The following is a 23,234-nucleotide window of genomic DNA, read 5'->3' as shown; positions in this document are numbered from 1 at the left end:
TCACCGTGGAAGTCTCCCATGGCGAGGGGGTTTCTATATAGGAGGTTGTGATTAGCCTATTTCCTCCAGGTAATCAACGACAACCCATCCCCATTCTCCGTGATTGTAGCTATAAACCTGCTTCCAGACATATCCGTCGGCAACCACATCGGTACCGCCATGCTGGGCGTTAACCATATCGCCCTTGTATAGCAAACCGAGTACTGTACCGGATGTCGAAGGAGTTTTTCTCAGTCTTACACCGTCTCCTGTGATTTCGTATGTTGCAGACATCGTTGTAATTTTTCCGGATGATTTTACAGGCCTTAATCCTGCTAAAACTTCATGCGAGCTTAGAGTAGTGGTGCTGACGTAACTGCTGCTATCCGCGGCAAAGACTCCGTAAGAAGGGATCATAAGGGTGGCTGCTACTAATGAAGCGGCAATGATTTTTTTGAACATGTGAATGTCTCCTTTTAAATTGAAATAGGTAGTTGAGAAACAAGCTGAACCACAGTAAACCCGCCAGAATTACTGCAGTAAAACTGATTCCCGAGAATGATCATAGTATAGTAGATCTTCTGCTTATCCCGCTTTCTTCTAAGTAGGAAAATACCTTATTCAATGTCAAACAACGGAGGCAATCCCGGCGATATCCCCTCCTTTCAAATTCCTTAGAAAGTCATGATTATGTGTTTAGTTATACCAATATTTATCAAGTATGTAATTAATATACCATATTATTTACTTATTTGGAATATGTTTACTATCCCTATTGGCTGAAATTAACCAGATTTGTAAATGACAAGGAAGGAAAAGGATACGAGTCTGTTGAATGATGTTTGTAAATGGAGCTATAAGTAATAGGATATTAGAACCAGTTATCGCATTCGCTCATAGCAGAATCATTATGAGGTGGAGAAAATGAATTATATTGCCCATATTAGAGAAGTGGATCGACAGCATCAGACAGTTGAAGAGCATTTATTAGGGGTAATGGCTTTAGCTGAAACATATGGGGAGAAGATAGGAATTAAGCATATTACCGGATTGGCTGGTATGCTTCACGATTTAGGGAAGTACACGGTTGAATTCAGGGAATATATTTTACAAGCCATAGACAATCCGGATTCCCCACCGGCTAGAGGTAGTGTCGATCATTCGACAGCAGGTGGGAAGCTTTTATATCAGCTCTTTCATACAAGCCAAGCCGTGAAGGAACATAGATACCGTGGAATTTTAGCGGAAGTCGTAGGAAATGCGATCATTTCTCATCATTCTTATTTGCAGGATTTTTTGAGCCCAGAATTGGAGTCTAAATATATGACTCGCGTAAGAGACAAGGAGCTCGATAAGTTCGATGAAACAGTTGATTTATTTTTTAAGCATGTGATGAAGGAATCTGAATTTTATCATTATGTGGATCAAGCCGCGGATGAACTGGAGAAATTTCTATCGAAAAATTCTTCAGCGAGTAACGAGAATAAACTGATGTTTTTAAGCAAATTTGTATTTAGTGTACTTATCGATGCTGATCGGACGAATACTCGGTTATTTGAAGAGAATGTAACGATGGATTCTGAACTGAATACAGAAGAAGTTTTTGCAGCTTATTATGACAGGCTTATGGCAAAGCTCCATTCTTTTGCTGTACAAACCGATGCTTCCTCACCAATTAACCAGTTAAGAAGAGAGATGTCGGAGCAATGTGAGCGGTTTGCGGACAAGCCATCTGGTATATACACCTTATCCATTCCGACCGGGGGCGGCAAAACCTTGGCAAGTCTCAGGTATGCTCTCAAGCATGCCAAATTGTATAACAAGAAACGTATTATTTATGTCGTGCCATATACAACGATCATCGAGCAAAACGCGGAGGAAGTCCGCAAGCTCCTGAAGGATGATATGCACATCCTGGAGCATCATTCGAACGTGATTGATGATATGGATGAGGATGATGAACTATGGGATGGCCTCATGAATACGAAGCAGAAGCTGAAGCTGGCCAAGGATAACTGGGATTCTCCGATTATTTTTACAACGCTGGTGCAATTTCTTAATGTCTTCTACGCGAAAGGCAGCAGGTATATCCGGCGGCTTCATCGTCTTAGTGAATCGGTGATTATTTTTGATGAAGTGCAAAAGGTGCCTATTTCTTGTATTTCTTTATTTAATCAGGCTTTGAATTTCTTGGTGTCTTACTGCCACTCCAGTATTGTGCTATGCACAGCCACTCAGCCGGCTCTGGACTTTGTAGAGCACAAGCTTGAGATTAAGCCCGATGCTGAGATGATTCAGAATTTACCGCAGGTGATTGAAGCATTCAAACGGGTTGAAATTATTGATCGAGCTTCGCGTGAAGAATTTAACAATGAGAAGCTCACGGATTTTATTCGTGAACGGCTGCAAGAGGTTCAGAGTGTTCTCGTTATTTTGAATACGAAGGGCGTAGTGAGGAATTTATACCTTCAAGTGAAGGAGAAGCATAGTGATATTCCCGTATATCATCTGAGCACATCTATGTGTGCTGCACATCGCAATCAGATTTTGGGAAAAGTGCGAGAACATCTTGCAGATGGAAATAAGGTTATATGTATAAGCACACAGTTAATAGAAGCGGGAGTAGATGTAAGCTTTGAATGTGTGATTCGTTCACTGGCAGGACTTGATTCCATTGCCCAAGCAGCGGGAAGATGCAACCGGCATGGTGAACAGGCAGTACGACAGGTATATGTCATTGATCATGCAGAAGAAAATTTAAAGCATCTGAAGGAAATCAAACTTGGTAAACAAATATCCAGGAAGATGCTTATTGACCTCAAGCGGGATCAGCAAGAGCATGGCGGGAATATTTTATCGGATATAGCGCTGGGGAGGTATTTTAAACAGCTCTATACCCATTTTGAGGATGATCTGGATTATCCTATCCCACAACTACGCAAGAATATGACGGAACTGCTTATGGCGACTAAGACGGATAATACATACGCTGAAGCTTATTACAGAAAGTATAACGAACGTCTGCCCTTATTTTTGGCCAATAGCTATAGAACTGCAGCTGAGCATTTTCAGGTTATTCGTGATCTTACTACTTCTGTTATCGTTCCTTATCATGATGAAGGGAAGGAGATCATTGCAGAATTAAATGGCGAGAGAAGTATTGCGGATTTAACTTGCTTATTACGGAGAGCGCAGCAATATACGATTAACTTGTTTGATCATGAGTTAAAGCAATTATCCAGCAGCAGGGGATTGGAGAGCTGTCTGGACGGGAAGGTATTGGTTTTAGGAGAAGGGGCTTATAACGAGGAATTCGGATTGGATATTGAGAACGATAGTGGGTTTGATTTGAAAATAATTTAAAAACCTATCTTAATTTAGATAGGTTTTCACATAATACAATATATTTTTCAATCCACGCTATTTACACCCTATATATAGCGACAAATTATTATAACATAGTCAAAAGTGATATATTGATGTTCATATAATGTATTATGATATTTACAAAACCTAGATTATGGGATACTATAGATTTGCCAAAGCACCAAAATAAGGAAGGAGGTGAGCTCTATGCGAAACTCGATCGAATTCGAGGTATACGGTGACTATGCACTGTTTACTGATCCGTTGACGAAATTGGGAGGAGAGAAGCTGAGCTATCAGATTCCGACCTATCAGGCAATGAAGGGAATACTTGAAAGCGTCTATTGGAAGCCGACGTTGATTATGATCATTGACGAGGTTCGTGTTATGAATCCTATACGTATGGAATCCAAAGGCATTCGTCCCATGGATTATAGCGGGGGGAATACATTAGCGAATTACACGTACTTGAAGGAGCCGAGGTATCAAGTCAGAGCACATTTTGAATTTAACATGAACCGTCCAGATTTGGCTGATGATCGCAACGAGCATAAGCATCACAATATGTTGAGAAGAGCGGTTAAGGCTGGGGGGCGCAGAGACATTTTCCTTGGGACGCGGGAATGTCAGGGGTATGTTGAACCTTGTGTGTTTGGTGAAGGCAAGGGATTTTATGATGAGGTAGAAGAACTACATTTCGGGCATATGGTCCACGGCATCAATTACCCGGATGAGACAGGCAGAAATCAGATGGAACTCCGGCTATGGAATCCGGTAATGAGAAAGGGCATTATCCAATTTATTCGGCCAGAACAATGCACGCAGGTTCGCCAAGTTTCCGATATGCAGCCCAAGACCTTCAATTCATCTAATGTTGAGTTCGTTGACAAACTATTAGCACAAATTGGAGAGGAGGGAAATGGATGAGCTGGTTATTGCATTTATATGAAACTTATGAGTCGAATCTGGATCGCGTAGGCGAAGTCGAAAAAAGATACAAAGATCGCGAATATACTTTGCTACCTATCTCTCATACAACGCAAAATGCACATATAGAAGTAGAGGTTACCGAGGACGGAGAATTTCACTCCGCGTATATTATCGATAATAAGGATGCGAGCACCCTCATCCCGTGCACCGAGGAATCGGCAAGCCGGGCCGGCTCGAAGATCGCGCCTTATCCGCTGCACGATAAATTAAGCTATGTTGCTGGGGATTTCGTCGCTTATGGCGGCCAGATCAAGAAAGAAGAGCCTTATACATACTATATCAAGCAACTGGAAAGCTGGGCTCAGTCTCCCTATGCTACAGCCAAGGTTCGCAGCATTTATAACTACTTAAGAAAAGGACAGTTAATTCAAGACCTGGTCAATGAGAAAATTTTGTGCGTGGATGCGGATCACAAGCTGATTGATAAATGGGATAAGAAATATGAGAGTTTATATCCCGAAAAACCACTCATATTCTCAACGGTAACCGGGGGACAGGAAAGTGCATTTATACGCTTTAATGTGTACTCTCCCAACAAAATTCTAACCAAAGTGTGGAAGGATCGGGAGATGTACGATTCTTTCATTAAATACTACCAAGACTTATTAGGCAGCGAAGATATTTGTTATGTCACAGGTCAAAGATTACCGAGTACGGACAGGCATGCGAATAAAATCAGGAATCCTGCAGATAAAGCAAAGCTTATATCGGCTAATGATACTAGCGGATTTACGTTTCGAGGTCGTTTTAGCCAAAGTAATGAGGTTGCCAGTATCAGTTACGAGGTATCCCAGAAGGCCCATAACGCCTTGAAGTGGCTGATTAACCGTCAAGGAAAAATCTTTGATCAGCGAGTGTTTCTGATATGGGGCAATGATATACCGGAGATGGTCGATCCGATGGAAGACGCTTTTTCGATTGATCCCGTGTCTACTACAGTAACAGCAAAAAAGTCATTCACGAACCAGGAGTTTGCTCTTGAGTTCTCCAAAGCATTGGATGGCTATCGAGGGAACATCACATCCCACTCCGAAGTCAACATCATGGTTCTGGATTCAGCTACAACAGGACGAATGGCTGTATTATACTACCGGCATATGAATAAGGAACTGTATCTGGACAGGCTGGTGAAGTGGCATTCGTCCTGTGCCTGGCTGCATCGTTATCGTAAGAATGATCAGGGTGAATTGGTGCAATTTTATGGGGCACCAGCTACCAGGGATATTGCCTTTGCCGCTTATGGACCCAGAGCTAGTGAGAAAATTGTTAAAGGATTAATGGAGCGTATGCTGCCATGTATTGTGGATGATCTGAAAATTCCGCAGGATATCGTAACCAGTGCATTTCATCATGCATCCAATCCCGTCTCTATGGATAAATGGGAGTGGGAGAAAACCTTAAGTATTGCCTGTGCCTTAATTAATAGACAGGAGGGATTCAAGTTGTCATTAGAGCCAGAGAATAATGATCGTGATTATTTGTTCGGTCGATTATTGGCGGTAGCAGATGTCTTGGAACGTTCCGCTCTGGGGCGGGAAGAGACAAGAGCGACCAATGCCATTCGTTATATGAACGCTTTCTCAAGACACCCGGCCAGAACCTGGATGACGATTCAGCAAAGCTTGCAGCCATATCAGGCTCGGTTGGGGACGAAGGCAAACTATCATTCCAAAATGATTGATGAGATAGCATCCAGAATAAAAGTCGAAGATTTTAATAATAAGCCATTATCGGGCAAGTATTTGTTAGGTTTCTATAGTCAACGTCATGAGCTCTACCAAGGCAAGGAAAAAAATCAAGATACTTTAGAAGTATCGAATGATGAGGAGAGATCGATATGACAATTTTGAATCATAAAATAGATTTTGCCGTAGTGCTATCGGTGAGAAATGCTAATCCCAATGGTGACCCTTTAAACGGAAATCGCCCAAGACAAAATTATGATGGTCATGGTGAAATTTCAGATGTGGCGATAAAACGCAAAATCAGAAATCGACTTCAAGATATGGGGGAAGCGATATTTGTTCAATCAAATGACCGGAAGTCAGATTCCTTTACCAGCTTGAGAGAGCGTGCAGATGCGAATCCTGAGCTACAGAAGGTTGTGAAATCCAAGTCCAGCTCCAGTGATGACTTTGCCAGGGTAGCATGCCAGGAATGGTTGGATGTTCGCAGCTTTGGACAAGTATTTGCTTTTAAAGGCTCGGATAAAGGCGGTGGTGTCTCTGTCGGTGTAAGAGGACCAGTATCTATTCATACGGCAGTTAGTGTGGACCCGATTAATATTACAAGTACGCAAATTACGAAGAGCGTTAATTCCGAGCCGGGGAAAGAACGTGGTTCGGATACGATGGGCATGAAGCATCGTGTAGACTTCGGGCTGTATGTTTTTTACGGAAGCATTAATACTCAATTAGCTGAGAAAACAGGTTTTACGCTTGAGGATGCAAACAAGATTAAACAGGCGTTAGTCACTTTGTTTGAGAATGATGCTTCTGCAGCAAGGCCAGATGGAAGTATGGAGATTCATAAGGTGTACTGGTGGGAGCATAATTCGAAGCTTGGCCAATATTCTTCTGCCAAGGTGCATCGTTCGCTGAAGGTGACTTCACGGACAGACGAGCCTAAATCCTTCGCGGACTATTCAATTGAACTTGTAGAATTAGAAGGCTTGAAGGTTGAAATTATAGATGGCTTATAGGGAAGATGACGATTACCTGATGTTATCGGGCATCCAGCATTTCCAGTTTTGCAAACGGCAATGGGCCTTAATTCATATTGAGCAGCAGTGGGAAGAAAACGTCAGAACGATAGAAGGGCAATACCTGCATCAGAAGGCGGATCAACCGTTTGTCAGAGAAAAGAGGGGAGATCGGCTTATCGTTAGGGCTATGCCTGTCAAATCGAATGAACTGAGGATCACCGGTATATGTGATGTCGTAGAGTTTATCCGAGATGATCGGGGTGTTCAAATCCATGGTGCCGAGGGCAAATACAATGTGTACCCGATTGAATATAAACGGGGAAAGCCCAAGTTAAATGATGCTGACCTCATGCAACTTACAGCTCAAGCAATTTGTCTGGAGGAAATGCTGTTATGTCATATTGATAAAGGTTATATGTACTATAATGAAATCAAGCATAGAGTCGAGGTTGGCTTGACTGCGGATATGAAGGATAAAGTAAAAGCGATTATTGCAGAAATGCAGGGTTACTATATCCGTAGACTGACGCCGAAAGTCAAGACGGGTTCTTTTTGCAAAAGCTGTTCCCTTCATTTGATTTGTTTGCCAGAATTAATGAATAAAAGATCTGTAAAGAGCTATATTGAAGGGAAAATTAAGGAATGAAAAAGCTGCTGAATACGCTATTTATTACGCAACCAGATGTTTACTTATCCTTAGATGGAGATAATGTTATCCTTCTCAAGGAGCAGGAGAAGCTCGGAAGGCTGCCGCTTCACAATCTGGAATCCATTGTAGCATTTGGTTATACGGGGGCAAGTCCAGCGTTCATGGGGTATTGCGCGGACAGAAATATTTCATTGGTGTTTCTTACGATGAGCGGAAGATTTCTGGCTAGAGTTATTGGAGCAAGCAAAGGGAATGTAGTTCTGCGGAAGAAACAATACCTGCTTTCGGAAAACGAGTTGCTTTCCGCTAAAATTGCCCGGAATTTCATTGTAGGCAAGATTTTCAATCATAAATGGATGATTGAGAGAATGACCCGGGACTACCCGTTGCGTGTGAATGTAGATCAATTTAAAGAAGTGTCCCAACACCTATCGTCTATTATGATGGATGTACGAGCATGCGAAGATCTGGAGCGATTAAGGGGCTTAGAGGGTCAAGCGGCTGTCAGCTACAATGCATTGCTGGATCAAATGATCCTGCAGCAGAAAGAACATTTTTATTTCCGTACCCGTTCAAGAAAACCGCCATTGGATAACGTAAATGCTATGTTGTCGCTAGCTTATACTTTGTTAGCTAACGATACGGCATCAGCCTTAGAAGCGGTGGGGCTTGATGCATATGTTGGTTTCTTGCATCGGGATCGCCCCGGACGAGCTTCTTTAGCCTTAGATGTAATGGAAGAGCTGCGAGGAATCTACGCTGACAAGTTCGTTCTAACTTTAATTAATAAGAAAATCGTCAATCATGAGGACTTCCTTCATAAAGAGAATGGCGCTGTGATTATGACGGATGAAGCAAGAAAAAAATTCTTAGCAGCTTGGCAGAACAAGAAGCAAGAGAAGATTACACACCCGTATCTTAGCGAGAAAATTTCTTGGGGACTCGTACCCTATGCACAGGCATTGCTGCTGGCGCGTCATTTACGTAATGACTTGGATGAATATCCTCCATTTCTATGGAAGTAGGTGTGAGATATGCTAGTATTAATTACGTATGATGTAAGTACGGTGAGCAGTGCGGGGCAACGCAGATTACGAAGGGTATCCAAAGTATGCCAAAACTATGGACAGCGCGTGCAAAATTCAGTATTTGAATGTGTGGTTGATGCCGCTCAATTTGCAACTCTAAAGCTAAAGCTTATAGACATTATCGATCCTGACCAGGATAGCCTCCGCTTCTACCAGCTAGGGAATAACTATAGGAATAAGGTTGAGCACATTGGTGTCAAAGAGTCACTAGATTTGGAAGGGCCCCTAATTTTGTAAGGTGCGAATGTGAAGCGAACATGATTCTCCAGGGACATTCGCACCAGAAAATATACTTTATTTATCAATAAAAGAAAAATTTACACGACTAAAATTGGGTGTTAACACAATTATAGGCATAAATGTTGTGTTATTTGCGACTATGGCGTTGTTATACGTCAAAAATCGCAGTCGCATCCCTCGCGGATGCGTGGATTGAAATCGATCCGCTCAGGATTGGGCTATCGATTGATTACACCGTCGCATCCCTCGCGGATGCGTGGATTGAAATCAGCGTCAGGATTAAATCATCCGCCAAACTATCGTCGCATCCCTCGCGGATGCGTGGATTGAAATAGGCCCGATAATCTGCACATTGCCCAGCGGCGTTGTCGCATCCCTCGCGGATGCGTGGATTGAAATAGGTGGGATAAAGCTTCACGGGCTTTGCGTCCCTGAGTCGCATCCCTCGCGGATGCGTGGATTGAAATATCCTCTTTAGCCTCCTCACAGCCTATTACAGGCGTGTCGCATCCCTCGCGGATGCGTGGATTGAAATACTAGCTTTACCTAACATGTCTATTCCTCGCCTTCGTCGCATCCCTCGCGGATGCGTGGATTGAAATCCAATCTCCCATGTAATCCACCGTACTTGGCCCGTCGCATCCCTCGCGGATGCGTGGATTGAAATCCCGATCTTCCAGCGCCGTATAAGGTGAGCTGCTTCGTCGCATCCCTCGCGGATGCGTGGATTGAAATGGGTATGTGACAGCGAGGGCATCTGTTGATTGCTGTAGGTCGCATCCCTCGCGGATGCGTGGATTGAAATTCGCTGTATAGCACGTATTCTTTGCCACCACCGGACAAGTCGCATCCCTCGCGGATGCGTGGATTGAAATTAAATGCGCACAATTGCCATATAGTAGAGAACTTTAGTCGCATCCCTCGCGGATGCGTGGATTGAAATTTAAAAGTAAATGGATGACATTGAGTGGCGGCAGTCGCATCCCTCGCGGATGCGTGGATTGAAATATCCAGACGCACAAATCCCAGTATATGCAAAACCGGGTCGCATCCCTCGCGGATGCGTGGATTGAAATCCGTCTTGCCGTTGCGTTGCTTTGTAAAATTAACCTCGTCGCATCCCTCGCGGATGCGTGGATTGAAATGTCTATCTCGTAAATACCCATTGTGAGTTGTTTGGGTCGCATCCCTCGCGGATGCGTGGATTGAAATGGTAAAGGCTGGATGCTCAAGCTTGGCGGCTGTGGTCGCATCCCTCGCGGATGCGTGGATTGAAATTGTCCTCGACGCCACGAACCACCTGCGACAATGCGTCGCATCCCTCGCGGATGCGTGGATTGAAATACCATCGGACAACTCGACCACATGAACGCCGAATCCGTCGCATCCCTCGCGGATGCGTGGATTGAAATCTCCAATCTGCGTAACAGCTTTTCATATTCGGTGCGCGTCGCATCCCTCGCGGATGCGTGGATTGAAATCTGTAGCCGTAATTCGTGTACAGCAATCTCCGCCGTCGCATCCCTCGCGGATGCGTGGATTGAAATACGTCATTCATCCTCTTTAGACTCCCCTTCTTCGAGTCGCATCCCTCGCGGATGCGTGGATTGAAATGCCACCACATCATGTTGAGCGGACTAGGCTAACCTCGTCGCATCCCTCGCGGATGCGTGGATTGAAATGAATAACTCCACTTGCCCCTCTTCCGCATAATCGGTCGCATCCCTCGCGGATGCGTGGATTGAAATGTCTATCTCGTAAATACCCATTGTGAGTTGTTTGGGTCGCATCCCTCGCGGATGCGTGGATTGAAATCACGGCCGGCGCGACTACTACGATTATGTTATCGGGTCGCATCCCTCGCGGATGCGTGGATTGAAATAGCGCATCGCCGAACGCAAAGCGCGTGTAACCGTGTCGCATCCCTCGCGGATGCGTGGATTGAAATTAGTCTGATGCTTGGCTGCTTGCTCCTGCTCGTCGTCGCATCCCTCGCGGATGCGTGGATTGAAATTGTTCAGCCAACAAGCCATCCCCAGCACAGATTATTCCGTCGCATCCCTCGCGGATGCGTGGATTGAAATAGTGATGTGCGCCAAATATATGCGCCTCCTTCTGCGTGTCGCATCCCTCGCGGATGCGAGGATTGAAATCTCTGTGATGTCCCAGTGTTTCAAAAAATCCATGAGTCGCATCCCTCGCGGATGCGTGGATTGAAATAAGGACTTTGGGGAGCGGATACAGCGGGGAGTGTAGCTCGCAATCTTCGTGGTAAATAGATTGAAATACAGAAGAACCTTGCGCTTCAAGGACAAACTGAACCGGGTCGTATTGCCCAAGTCCGCGAGAATAAGAAGCTTTTTGATTTTTTGCAGCATTCTCATTGAGATATACCTTGTAGAGCTTAAATTAAATGATCATTTTTGTCGAATGTCATAGACTCGCGTAGCATCTCTCGTAATTGATTTGCAAAAAACATGGCGCTACTCATCCTGAGCAGCGCCTCCTTTGCGATATTGCAGGGGGGAGATTCCGGTGGTGCGTTTAAACGCCGTGCTGAAATAATGCTGGGTTTCGTAGCCGACCTGCCTGGCGATTTCGGCGATAGTGAGGTCGGTGCCGTTCAGCAGCTGGGAAGCCCGGCGAATGCGGATTTGCGTCAAATAGCTGTTGAAGGAGGTATCCAGCTCCTGCTTGATCATCCGGCTTAAGTATACCGGGGAAGATTGCAGCTGCTGGGCCATGGACTCCAGGGTCAGTGTACAGTCGCCGAAGTGCTCCAGCATGTACTGCTTCGCTCTGCGCACTAACGGGGAGACAGCGGTCTCCTTCAATACGGCGGATTTACACTTGCGGAAGACGGCAGGCATTGCTGCGACGTCGTTATCTCCCTCGGTCAAATGGACATCTACGGCAACCTTCAAGTAAGTCCGCACGGACGATTCGATCTGATGGAAATCAGCATCGGCCGAGAAGCTCCAGAGCAGCACCACGATGACGCCGAAGGGATCGCGGAAGATGACCTTCGGGTACGGTGCGAGCAGTTCGGCGGCAATATTCTCAATCGCGAACAAATAGAGCTGGCGCTCGCTCTCTTTCATCAGGGGCTTCGGCGCAGCTGCCTCGCGCAGGCGGATCATGCCGAGCAGGGCGGGAGCAGTGACGGGCAATTGGAGAAAAGACAGCTGCTCCACGATTTCCTCCCGGGTCATGCTCCCGTCCATCCATTCCTGGCAGAAGCGTTCCCGCAGCAGGGGATAGCTCTTCGTAATTTGCCGCGAAGCGGTCTGCAGATGCTCCTGCTGGATAGCCTCAGCCTCCAGCTCATCCCTGACCTGGCGCAGCACCTTCTCCAGCTGCGCCGGATTAGCCGGCTTCAGGATGTAATCCTTCACCTGAAGGCGGATCGCCGTCTGGGCATAGGTGAATTCATCATGGCCTGTGATGATGACGATTTTGCATTCCGGCAGCTCCTCGCGGACGTGCTTCATCAGCTCAATTCCGTCCATGATGGGCATATTGAGATCGACGAGCAAAATGTCGATCCGATGCCGAAGGGCGAGCTCAAGCGCTTCCTCGCCATCTTCGGCTTCCGCGGCGACCTTAAGCCGCAGCTTCTCCCAATCGACGCTTTCCCGGATGCCTTCGCGAATGATGAATTCATCGTCGGCAATAAGTACCTTCCAATGGTGAGCAGAGGCAGGTGAAAATTGATTTAACATCAGCGATCAACTCCATTGTGAAAATCATTGTCCCGCAGCAGCGGGTGCATTACCGTTACCGTTGTTCCTTCGCCCAGAACGCTGTCTAGGCGAAGGCCGTATTTATCGCCGAAGGTAAGCCGCAGCCGGGCCTGCACGTTCAAGATGCCGTAACCCTTCGTTTCTCCAGCCGTTTTTGCGGCTTCTCCAGCTGGAGCGTTGGCCCAGTTCCCGATGGAAGCCTGACCGGAGCCAGGCTCCTCCTCTGAGCTTGCTGCTTGTTCAATCGCCTGGCGGAGCTCCAACAGCTGCTGCTCCGGCATCCCTTTGCCGTTGTCGCGAATCGTAATTACCAGGTTTCCTTCTCGTTCCATCGCTTCCACCTCAATATGTCCCGGACCCCGGCGTTCTTTGATCCCGTGATAAATCGCATTCTCTACGATGGGTTGAAGAATGAGCTTCAGTACACTGAAATCCTGCACGGCCGGATCGACCTTCAGCTCATAATCCAGCTTGTTCTGATAGCGGACATGCTGGATTTGCAAATAGCTGCGAATATGCTCGATTTCATCGGATAATGGAATAATAACATTGCCTTTGCTCAGCCCGATCCGGAACAGCTTTGACAGTGATTCTGCCATTTCGGCGATATCCACGGCATCCTTGCGGCGGGCCATCCAGTGGATGGTGTCCAGCGTGTTGTATAGAAAATGCGGCTTAATATGGGCCTGAAGGCTGCTGAGCTCGGCCTCGCGCTTTTGCCGCTCCTGCCGTTCCGTCAAGGAAATGAGCCGGTTGATTTGCAGCAGCATTTCGTTGAAGCGGCGGCCGAGGAGACCCACCTCATCCGAGCGGTCGCCCCAGTAGCGGATCGTCAAGTCGCCGGACTGAGCCTTCTGCATGAAGGACATCAGCTGCCCGATCGGCCTGGAGATCGAATGAGCCAGGTAGAAGGAAGCTGTCATGCCGAGCAGGCAGACGACGAACACGAAGCTGACGACATAGAAGCGGATTTCCCGTATCTCCGAAATGGAGTCCTCCGTACTGAAGACGCCGACCGTCGTCCAGTTCGTAAACGGGGATACCCGGTAGATGAACTGCAGCTTCCGTCCGTCGGCTTGATGGGAATACGTTCCCGAGCTGTCTTTGTTCAGCCAATCCAGCGGAATATGCTCGATGTACGGTTCAGGAGGCGCGTAGATGAGTTCGCCGCTGCTATCGATCACCGTGAGGTAACCGGTTTTGCCAAGCCGGACGTCCTGTGCCGTCTCTGCGATGACTCTCAGCTTCAAATCGATGAGGACGACGCCTTTCACCTGCTGTGTATCCGGGTCGAGAATTGCTCGGACAGCCGACACCACTTCACTGTTTTTGTAATGGACATGATTGGTGACATTGCGCTCATTCGGATGGCCGACGATCTTGAATATCCCCTTATTGCGCACGGCCTCCTGATACCACGATTCGCGGGTTAAGTCGCTCTCCGTCCGCGCATACATTTCGTTGCTGATATATTTGCCGCTGCTGTTCACGATCATAATGCCGGCTACCTCGGAATGGAGAGTCGTAAAGCCCTGCAGAAATTTGCGGATATCGTAATGATCCTCCTCGGAGGCGAGCGCCGGCGCTGATCCGCTCTTGCTATCAGGTTCCAGGAAACGCTGAACATCCGGATTAAAAGCGATTAGGAACGTCATATTCTGCAAATTTTCTACATATGTCTCCAGAGATTCATTCACCTTGCCGATCAGCTGCAGGGTGTTATTCGTAACCTGGCGATCCAGAACGCGGTCGACGGTCCAGTGAATCAGGAAACCGAGCCCAATAGACGGAAGGATGCTGATGAGCAGAAAATGGATAATCAGCTTATAGCGGATCGGTAAATTGTTGAATGACAAATGGCGCACCCCCGCCGACGTAAACTTATTTCGCATAGTAATCATCCACGTTTTGCCGCGTCACTACCGTGATTCCGGTATCCACCTGCTCGGGAACGGGCGGCGTACCCGGAATTTGCGCGGTGTTCAGATCATGTCCGAGCGAGAAAAGGAATTGCAGCGACCAATAGCCCATATTCCAGGTGCCCTGGGCCATCGTTGCGGAGATATCCCCGCTTTTGACGAGATCCAGCGTGCCCTTGTCGGTATCGAAGCTGATAATTTTCGGCCGCTGGCTCCCGCCGATTTCCCGTACCGCCTCCGCAACTCCGATGCCGCCGTTCGCTTCCGTCGCAAAAATACCGGCGATATCCGGGTAATCCCGCAATATTTCCTCGGCCGACTGCCGGGAGTAAATCTGATCCCCCTTGCCGTTCTTCACGGAGACAACCTTCATTTCGGGATAATCCTTCTGGATGGTAGCCAGGAATCCGTCGGTTCTATCCTGATGGTTCTGCTGGTTGGGCGTGGTGACGACCGCGACTTGGCCGCGGCCATTCGTCAGCTCCGCCATTTGATGCGCAGCTTTAATGCCTGCGGAATAATTATTCGTGCCGAGGAAGGAATAGGCTTTGCTTCCGGGCGCATCGGAGTCGAACAGGACGACGGGAATTCCCGCGTCCACCGCTTTGCCTATCGTCTCCGTCAAATCGGCGGGATGAATGGCCGAAATCGCAATGCCCGCCGGCTTCTTGGCGATAATTTGCTCCAGCACCGTAATCTGCTCATGGACGTCGCGCTGCGTGGAGCCGCGGTATTCGACGGATACATTCAGCGCCTGGGCAGCGTCCTCGAAGCCCTTCAGGCTGCTTTTCCAGTAATCGATCCCCATTTGAAAGGTGACCATCACGTATTTTTCATCGATTTCACCACGCAATCCTGCGGTTTTCCACTGTTCGTTCAAGTGGCTTTGGGATCTGTAGTCCAGTACGTACAGCAGAAAAAAGCCGATCAGGAGCAAATAGACGATCCAAATCTTTTTCATACTGAAACCCCTTTCAAAGACAGAGCTTGGACACATCATACTATGAATCGCTGCTGAAATATATCCTTTTCCCAAGCAGCGCCTGGCCTTTAAAAGACCTGAACAGGCAAAAGGCCGTCTCTTATGCAGAACATTGCTTCCGCACCTAAAGACAGCCTCCGGCTGATTGCTGTATCCTATTGTGGCTGATCCGATGAGTTTCCTTGCTTATTCCTGAGCTGTAGCCTGCACCGTCGGGTTTGTGTGCTTGCTATCCTTGCCGGGTCTTGAGGATGCTTTATCCTCGGCCTCATGGACCTCATGAACATCATAGAGCACCCGGGCGAGCAGATCTTGGCTATAGTTGCCGAAATGCTTGCCGTAGATCGTTAAGCCTCTTTTGTTCACGGGTTTATCGGTAACCGCGATTCTGAAGGTCAGCTCGCTTTTGTAATCCAGTTTGATCTGATCGATGGTGACATCCGAAATCCGGCATCCGTCAATGAAGCTGCCTTCGTGGTTGATACGGATCAGTTTAAGCATGCCGTACTGGTTCAAATGAGGCGGCCACCAGTCGGGGTTGAAGGTTCCCCGGGCATCGCCGAAATCGCCCGGACTTGTCCAGTAGCCGATTTCGATGCCATTGATATAGAAGTAAATGTCGGACGGATAGTTGTCATTGAAGCCGGGCGCCTCCGAGCTCAGCTCCATGGAGAACTGGATTTCGCGGAACGTCTGATTCGGCTTCAAATAGTTAGGAATCCGGTATTCCAGAAATCCGTCAGCGAGCCAAATAATTTCCGAGTCGATCCGCTGCGGATCCGCGAAATAGCGCGGGTCGTCAAAATCGCCGATAATGCTGTCCTTCGTCGCCAGTCCACAGGTAGGAACCGCCTGGTAGTCGCTGTAATGTCCTACCTGGATTTCCACCTCATATAAATTTTCGACATCCTTACTGCGTAAATCAACCATTAATTTGTCTTTGTTCAAGTAACAAATCTTCTGGATTCCGTGCTTGCCTACCGTCGTATTGATTTCAATAAGCCCGCTTTCCTCGAGCTTCCGAATATGCATCGTGATGGCGCCATTGCTTAGATTGAGCTTGTTAGCCAGATCGTTCAGGTTCAAGGATTGATTGTTTGCCAGCAGCTCCAGGATTTGAATTCGAATCTCTGAGCCAAGAGCCTTGAAAATGTCAATCCCGCTCATTAGATCTTTAATGTAGATCATCTACCGTACCAGCCTCCGAAAAAAGTTGATTTCATTTTCGTTTGTTTCAAATAATTATAAACCAACAAAACTGAAAATGAAAGCAATTAATTAAATAATGTAATATTTTTGCAATATCGAACATTTAATTCTAAATATAAGTATTATTATTTTATATTTGTATAAATCAATAAAAGTGTGCTGCAACTTAATGTTCGAATATTTATTGATATCTATAAGATAAATTGAAAATGAGTGGATAAAGATTAAGTAAACCTTAAAAAGATTTAAATTTATTAGTTTACTGTGTGGATTTGATTTGTTATTTTATAATTGTAAGCGGATTTATTTAAGGGGGTGAAATTAGTTTATATTTATTTGAAACAAGCAGGAATCGCTGGCGAATCAATCGGGTTACAATCACAGGAGGGTTACCATTGAAACTAAAAATAGCCATCGGTTGGACAGTCCTGTTGCTGCTGGCTTCGTGCAGCGGGCAGGCTGCGACCGGATTGCCCGAAGGGGAGACAGAGGGAGGCGGAAAAGTGCAGGCGGAGACGGGAAAGCAAGCTGCGGCAGAAGAGGTGCCGAATTTCAAAAATGCATCCGTTCATGATCCATCCGTTATCAAGGTGGACGATACTTACTATGTCTTCGGATTCCATTTGGCGGCGGCGAAGACGACGGATTTCGTGAATTGGACGCAAATCGCTTCGGGAGTAAAAAGACGGAAATCCATGGATCCCGAACGTGACTACCGAGCTGACGGAATAGCACACCATCGAGCCTACATGCCAGCGCCTCAGTCCCACTATGCTCGAATGAAGTAAAGCTTTGCTGCAAACGTAACGGACCCTAGATCCGTTATTTCCCCAAAAAAACGCAAATCCGTATGCTAACGGACCGTGGTTCAGCTATTGTACCCAAATGACTGAAAAGGATATGTGTTTTGAGTAAATAACGCCCCCAGTGTCCGTTAGGTCGCCAAAGTAGCCGAAAAAGCGAGAATAGGGTCTTCTGTGTCCGTTAGCTTTTGCCCAATCCACGCCCAGCCTACTGAAGCAAGCTATTAGCCACGCCCAGCCCAACTAGTACGCCCACCACTATTCAAGGTTAATAACCATCCTCAGCCGACCAGTTGAGCCATCACCATTTAACCCAAATAGATATAAACCAATAAATTTCCATACGGAAGTAAAGCGTCATAATTTTTACCGTCTCTCCCTGGGAACGATTAAAAAACATGAATATATCAACCTATATATTATATATTTATATAAATTTAAATAAGCATAAATAAATATTTCTCATATCCCATAAAACGCCCCGAGGCGAATTTAAAAGTAAACTAAACAAGAAAAATATGGAGTATTCCAATGATATGTTATATATTTATATAAAACTAATTCTCGAAAATAAGCATCGTTTTTTATTTTTTTCCCTTATTAAGCGCGGTATGCCATTTAATTTTATATTTTTATAAAAAGTTTTATGTTTTATTATTTACAATCCGCTTTCTATATGTTATTTTATATTTGCAAACGGATTCATTCAATTATTTAGAAATAGTTTTACATATAATTGAAGAATACGAAGGCTTAACATTTCTATTTTGTGCAATGTTAAATCAATATTCATTAGGAGGGTTTATGGTGGTCAAGAACAAAAGTTGGTTTACGCTCGTTTCGCTCATTCTCATCCTCTCAACCGTGCTGGCAGGCTGTGGAGGCAAAGGGAACGGTGAAGCAGGGGCCGGTAATGGCAACGGGAATGCCGGCAAATCTTCAGAGACTAAAGAGCTGACATTTATGTACCGCGGAGGTACCGATGAGCAGAAGGCTTATACGGAAGTCGTCAAGAAATTTGAAGCGGATCATCCCGGCGTAAAAGTGAAAATGGTCGTTACCGCAGCAGATCAGTATGCCACGAAGCTGAAAGCGGCCATCACGGGAAATAAAGTGCCTGACGTGTTCTATTTTGAATCCGGCGATTTGAAAGCCTACGTGAACAGCGGAATTTTGATGAACCTTACGCCTTACCTGAATAATAACGATGATATTCATCTCGATAACATTTGGAAATACGGCGTTGATTTATACCGCTATGACGGCGATGTGGCGGGACAAGGCGATATCTACGGCATGCCGAAGGACGTTGGACCGTTCGCTTTAGGATATAACAAGACGATGTTCGAGAAGGAAGGCATCCCGCTGCCGGACAATGACGTCCCGATGACCTGGGATGAATTTATCGAAGTGAACAAGAAGCTGACCAAGGATACGAACGGAGACGGGAAAATCGATCAATACGGGACAGGCTTTAACGTAAACTGGGTATTGCAGTCATTAGTCTGGAGTAATGGTGCCGACTGGATTGACGAGACAAAAACCAAAGTCACGATCGATGATCCGAAATTTGCGGAAGCGCTGCAGTTCTTTGCAGACATGCAAAACGTCCATAAAATTACACCTTCCGCCGAGGATGCGCAAACATTGGATACCTACCAGCGCTGGATGAAAGGCGAGCTGGCCTTCTTCCCGGTAGGACCTTGGGATATGAGTACTTATGAAGGGCTCCCCTTCGAATATGATCTGATGCCTTACCCTGCAGGTTCGACAGGCCAGTCCGCTACTTGGATAGGTTCGCTTGGAATCGGAGTTTCAGAGAAGACGAAATACCCCGAAGAGGCGGTTGCTCTGGTCAACTATTTGACCGCATCGAAGGAAGGCATGGAAATGCTGGTTAACGCCAAAGTGCAAATTCCGAACCTGATCGATATGGCGGAGGAATGGGCTGCCGATACGTCAACGAAACCGGCCAACAAACAGGAGTTTCTGGACATCGTAGGAGAATACGGCAGAGTGCTGCCAGGCCACTACACTTACAATGCCGAATGGTACAACCTGTTCTTTACGGATATCCAGCCAGTCCTGGATGGCAAAATTACGGCTGCGGAATATGTGAAGCAGGAACAGCCGAAGATGCAAAAGCTGTTGGATAAAGCGATTGAACAGGAACAAAAATCGAAGAAAAAATAACCGTTCTGCAACATTAGCATTGTAATTATCCAGTATGCAAAATGATGTTAGTCACTGAGGTTATCATACAAAGGGGCTAGCATCATTTTCATTCTGGCATCCGAAATAGAGGTGAACTGAACCGCATGAAAACCAAATCGAATCTCTATCGAAAAGAAAAAATATACGGGCTGCTGTATGTGACTCCCCCGGTTCTGGGCTTTTTGCTATTTACCTTGTTTCCTGTAGCGTATTCGTTCTACGGTTCGTTTACCGACTGGGACGGCCTGGGGCAGATGGATTTCATCGGCCTAAGCAATTTCAAGGATTTGTTTACGGATGAACTGTTTCTCAAGGCCAGCTTCAATACGATCTTCATGATGATCGGAATTCCGATCGGGATCGTGCTCGCCCTGTTGATTGCCCTCGGATTGAACCGGGGCATACCCGGAACGACGACGTTTCGCGTCATTTATTATGTTCCGGTCATTTCTTCGCTTGCCGCTATTTCGATTATGTGGAGCTGGGCTTTTAACGGCGATTATGGCCTAGTAAACCAATTCCTCGAATTGTTCGGCATTAAAGGGCCAAACTGGCTGATGAACAAGCATACGGTCAAACCAGCCCTAATCATGATGACCGTATGGAAAGGCCTTGGTTACACCATGCTCCTGTATTTGGCGGCATTGCAGAGCGTTCCCCGCTCCTATTATGAAGCGGCTGAACTGGATGGAGCCAACGGCTTCGCGGCCTTCCGCCATATCACTTGGCCGATGGTTAAGCCGGTGACCTTCTTTATCGTCGTGACAAACATTATCGGCGGATCGCAAATTTTCACGGAAATCAATATTATGACCTCTACGGGGGGGCCGGAATATTCATCGGCTTCCGTCGTGTTCTATATTTGGCAGAAGGCTTTCAACAACCTGCAAATGGGTTATGCCTCCTCCATGGCAGTCGTTCTGGGCATATTCATATTTATGGTGACCCTGATTCAATTCAAAATGAACGAGAAATCATCCCTTGATATTTGAGCATGAGGGAAAGGAGAGAATATGAATATGTCTCATTCGACTAGAATCAAACTGACAAATACGATCATCTTCATCATACTGGCGATCGGGGCCGTTTTTATGATTGCGCCCCTGCTATGGATGCTATCTACTTCGATCAAACAAAAATTGGACGTATTTGCTTTGCCTCCGGTGTGGATCCCTAGCCATCCGCAATGGGGCAAGTATTTGGAAATATGGGAAGCCGGTCCGCTGCTTAGCGGAATCCAGAACAGTGTCATTATCGCGGTCTCGGTTACGGTCGTAGGTACGTTTAGTTCCAGCCTGGCCGCATTTTCGTTCGCGAAGCTCAGATTTCCCGGCAAAAACCAAATTTTTCTCATGCTGCTGTCGGCGATGATGATCCCTTATCCCGCAGTCATGATTCCGCAATTTATGATGTTCTCTAAAATCGGCTGGATCGATACGCTGCTGCCGCTCATCGTTCCTGGCTTATTCGGCAATATTATTATGATTTTCTTCCTGCGGCAGTATTTGATCAGCGTTCCGAACGAGATTATTGAAGCGGCAAAAATCGATGGAAGCTCTTATTTCCGGCTTTTCTCGGCCATAACATTTCCATTAATCAAACCTGCTGTGGCTGCTCAGCTGATCCTGTGGTTCATGGGCATATGGAATGATTATCTGGCACCGATCATTTATTTGAATTCGCCGGAAAAAATGACGCTCCAGCTCGTCATAGCGAACTTTAATGCAACGTACGCGATCCAGACGGACTATCCGCTGATCATGGCGGCTTCCGTGATCGCTCTCCTGCCGGTGCTGATCATTTTCCTTGTGTTCCAGAAGCAAATTATCGAGTCTGTCGCTATTTCTGGAGTGAAAGGATAAGCGAGTCTGCAGGGCGGTGAATGACAATGAAATTTTTATCAAAAAAGGCGGTGCTGTCAGGCATGTCTCTATGGATGATTCTCGGGGCGGTTGGCTGCACGGGAAAAGGAACGCCCCATCCGATATTTCCCGATTCGCCAGACGCAGTGGCGATGTACGATACGTCAATTCTTCATGCAGAAGAGAAGTGGACGGTCAATAATGCCCACGATCCCGGCATGATCAAGACGGAAGACGGCTATTATATCTTTTCCACGGACGTCAAAGTCGGCGGAGAGCCGCGGCCGGGAGTCATGGTGCGCAAATCCCAGGATCTTATCCGCTGGCAATGGGTCGGCTATGCGCTGCCGGGTATTCCGGAAGAGGCTGGGGCTTGGAGCGGGGCAGTCAATTTGTGGGCTCCCGATGTCGTGAAGCATGGGGACGAGTACCGGCTCTACTATTCGGCTTCCACGTTTGGCAGCAGGCAGTCTATGATCGGCATGGCAACTTCCAAGTCCATCGATGGCCCGTGGCAGGATCAGGGAGCTGTGCTTAAGACGAGAAGCGAGGATGTGCTGAATGCCATCGATCCTAACATTATTACGGATGCCGATGGGCGGATGTGGATGGTGTACGGTTCTTTTTTTGGCGGAATTCATATTATTGAACTTGATCCGGAGACAGGGAAGCCTGGCGAGGAAGGATTCGGCACTAGATTAGCTGCACGCGATCCTATTACGGAGGACGGGGCAGTTGAAGGGCCTTATATCATCTATAACGAGAAATTCAACAAATATTATTTGTTCGTATCCTATGATTCCTTATTCGAGGATTATAACGTGCGTGTGGCTCGTTCAGACACGATTACCGGGCCTTATGTGGACTATAACGGGCGGCAAATGACCGATACCGGATTCGAGCCGCAGTATGAGGTTGGCACTAAAATTCTCGGCGGCTATAAGTTCGGCGAAGACGAGGGCTGGATAGCGCCGGGCCACAATTCCGTTCTCAAGGATGGAGACGAATATTATATCGTACATCATGCCCGCGGAGAGGTAGATAAGCATTGGTCATATCTTCATATCCGCAAAATACTTTGGACGGAGGACGGGTGGCCCGTCGTATCGCCGGAGAGATATGCCGGAGAGCAGGAGCAGGACATACCGGAGGCACTGATCGCCGGGGAATGGGAACGGATTGATATCGATCCGTTTATCGACGGAATGATCGAGTCGGATCAGCTTATCCTTCACCCCAAAGGGAAGCTGGAAGGCAGCCGGGGACAAGGGACCTGGAAATTCGATGGACGGAGAACGGTGACTTTGACATGGAACGATGTTGCCGAAGGCGAGGGGAAAAGCGCGAGTGTGCAGCTGCTTCCTTCATGGGATTGGGAAAAAGGGGGGCAAACCCTCGTATTTACCGGATTGGATGAGCGTGGAGTTTCAATCTGGGGCAAGCAAAAGGCCCAACCAGAGAGCTGAGCCTGCTCTGGATTTACACA

16 protein-coding genes, 1 pseudogene and 1 CRISPR repeat array are annotated in these 23,234 nt (G+C 46.8%); of the genes and pseudogenes, 12 read left to right on the top strand and 5 right to left on the bottom strand.

Features of this window, described 5'->3' with window-relative positions; genetic code table 11:
- Window positions 1–51 precede the first annotated feature (51 nt).
- Window positions 52–441, bottom strand: a complete 390-nt coding sequence (locus tag QNH46_RS17115; protein WP_283925340.1) for an SH3 domain-containing protein — start codon at window positions 439–441, stop codon at window positions 52–54.
- Window positions 442–903: 462 nt separating this feature from the next.
- On the opposite strand from QNH46_RS17115, the gene cas3 reads away from it, so the two are divergent.
- The 7 genes from cas3 (at window position 904) to cas2 (ending at window position 9,013) form a co-directional block, all read left to right on the top strand.
- On the top strand, window positions 904–3,342 hold the full coding sequence (cas3, locus tag QNH46_RS17110; RefSeq protein ID WP_283925339.1) for a CRISPR-associated helicase Cas3': 2,439 nt from the start codon (window positions 904–906) through the stop codon (window positions 3,340–3,342).
- A gap of 210 nt (window positions 3,343–3,552) precedes the next feature.
- Window positions 3,553–4,272, top strand: coding sequence for a type I-C CRISPR-associated protein Cas5c (gene cas5c, locus QNH46_RS17105; protein WP_283925338.1), 720 nt, complete (start codon window positions 3,553–3,555; stop codon window positions 4,270–4,272).
- Window positions 4,269–6,176, top strand: a complete 1,908-nt coding sequence (cas8c, locus tag QNH46_RS17100; protein ID WP_283925337.1) for a type I-C CRISPR-associated protein Cas8c/Csd1 — start codon at window positions 4,269–4,271, stop codon at window positions 6,174–6,176. The genes cas5c and cas8c overlap by 4 nt, the downstream gene beginning before the upstream one ends.
- Complete coding sequence (gene cas7c / locus QNH46_RS17095) at window positions 6,173–7,036, top strand: type I-C CRISPR-associated protein Cas7/Csd2 (protein WP_283925336.1); 864 nt, start codon at window positions 6,173–6,175, stop codon at window positions 7,034–7,036. The genes cas8c and cas7c overlap by 4 nt, the downstream gene beginning before the upstream one ends.
- A complete protein-coding gene (gene cas4, locus QNH46_RS17090) occupies window positions 7,026–7,685 on the top strand; it encodes a CRISPR-associated protein Cas4 (RefSeq protein WP_283925335.1) in 660 nt (219 codons plus the stop codon). The genes cas7c and cas4 overlap by 11 nt, the downstream gene beginning before the upstream one ends.
- Window positions 7,682–8,713 carry a type I-C CRISPR-associated endonuclease Cas1c gene (gene cas1c, locus QNH46_RS17085; protein ID WP_283925334.1) on the top strand — a complete coding sequence of 344 codons (1,032 nt, stop codon included), beginning with the start codon at window positions 7,682–7,684 and terminating at the stop codon, window positions 8,711–8,713. Before cas4 ends, cas1c begins: the two co-directional genes overlap by 4 nt.
- Before the next feature lie 9 nt (window positions 8,714–8,722).
- Entirely contained in the window at window positions 8,723–9,013 is a 291-nt protein-coding gene (gene cas2, locus QNH46_RS17080; protein WP_283925333.1) for a CRISPR-associated endonuclease Cas2, read from the top strand.
- A 170-nt stretch (window positions 9,014–9,183) separates the two neighbouring features.
- Window positions 9,184–11,236: direct repeats of the CRISPR family, unit length 32 nt; unit sequence GTCGCATCCCTCGCGGATGCGTGGATTGAAAT.
- A gap of 263 nt (window positions 11,237–11,499) precedes the next feature.
- On the opposite strand, the gene QNH46_RS17075 is transcribed toward cas2, so the two are convergent.
- From QNH46_RS17075 to QNH46_RS17060, 4 genes are all read right to left on the bottom strand, one after another.
- Window positions 11,500–12,738, bottom strand: a complete 1,239-nt coding sequence (locus QNH46_RS17075; protein WP_283925332.1) for a response regulator — start codon at window positions 12,736–12,738, stop codon at window positions 11,500–11,502.
- The gene (locus QNH46_RS17070) at window positions 12,738–14,651 is read right to left on the bottom strand and encodes a cache domain-containing sensor histidine kinase (RefSeq protein ID WP_283925331.1); all 1,914 of its coding nucleotides are present in this window, start codon (window positions 14,649–14,651) and stop codon (window positions 12,738–12,740) included. Before QNH46_RS17070 ends, QNH46_RS17075 begins: the two co-directional genes overlap by 1 nt.
- Window positions 14,641–15,639: a substrate-binding domain-containing protein gene (locus QNH46_RS17065; RefSeq protein WP_283925330.1), complete on the bottom strand. Its 999-nt coding sequence runs from the start codon at window positions 15,637–15,639 to the stop codon at window positions 14,641–14,643. The genes QNH46_RS17070 and QNH46_RS17065 overlap by 11 nt, the downstream gene beginning before the upstream one ends.
- Window positions 15,640–15,846: 207 nt before the next feature.
- On the bottom strand, window positions 15,847–16,848 hold the full coding sequence (locus QNH46_RS17060) for an ArsR/SmtB family transcription factor (RefSeq protein ID WP_283925329.1): 1,002 nt from the start codon (window positions 16,846–16,848) through the stop codon (window positions 15,847–15,849).
- 524 nt (window positions 16,849–17,372) lie between these two features.
- Here QNH46_RS17060 and QNH46_RS17055 point away from each other — a divergent pair.
- The 5 genes and pseudogenes from QNH46_RS17055 to QNH46_RS17035 all read left to right on the top strand — a co-directional run.
- Window positions 17,373–17,598, top strand: a pseudogene (locus QNH46_RS17055) (endo-alpha-(1->5)-L-arabinanase); the annotation flags it as partial.
- Between the two features lie 881 nt (window positions 17,599–18,479).
- Window positions 18,480–19,865, top strand: coding sequence for an ABC transporter substrate-binding protein (locus QNH46_RS17050; protein WP_283925328.1), 1,386 nt, complete (start codon window positions 18,480–18,482; stop codon window positions 19,863–19,865).
- A 125-nt stretch (window positions 19,866–19,990) separates the two neighbouring features.
- Window positions 19,991–20,878, top strand: a complete 888-nt coding sequence (locus QNH46_RS17045; protein WP_283925327.1) for a carbohydrate ABC transporter permease — start codon at window positions 19,991–19,993, stop codon at window positions 20,876–20,878.
- 27 nt (window positions 20,879–20,905) lie between these two features.
- Window positions 20,906–21,748 (top strand): carbohydrate ABC transporter permease, encoded by an 843-nt coding sequence (locus QNH46_RS17040; RefSeq protein WP_283925326.1) that lies wholly within the window; start codon window positions 20,906–20,908, stop codon window positions 21,746–21,748.
- 62 nt (window positions 21,749–21,810) lie between these two features.
- Window positions 21,811–23,214 (top strand): arabinan endo-1,5-alpha-L-arabinosidase, encoded by a 1,404-nt coding sequence (locus QNH46_RS17035; protein ID WP_283928472.1) that lies wholly within the window; start codon window positions 21,811–21,813, stop codon window positions 23,212–23,214.
- The last annotated feature ends 20 nt before the right edge of the window (window positions 23,215–23,234 follow it).

It is taken from the genome of Paenibacillus woosongensis, from assembly GCF_030122845.1.
Taxonomy (GTDB): Bacteria; Bacillota; Bacilli; order Paenibacillales; family Paenibacillaceae; genus Fontibacillus; species Fontibacillus woosongensis_A.
This window is presented reverse-complemented; position numbering and strand designations above follow the sequence as displayed.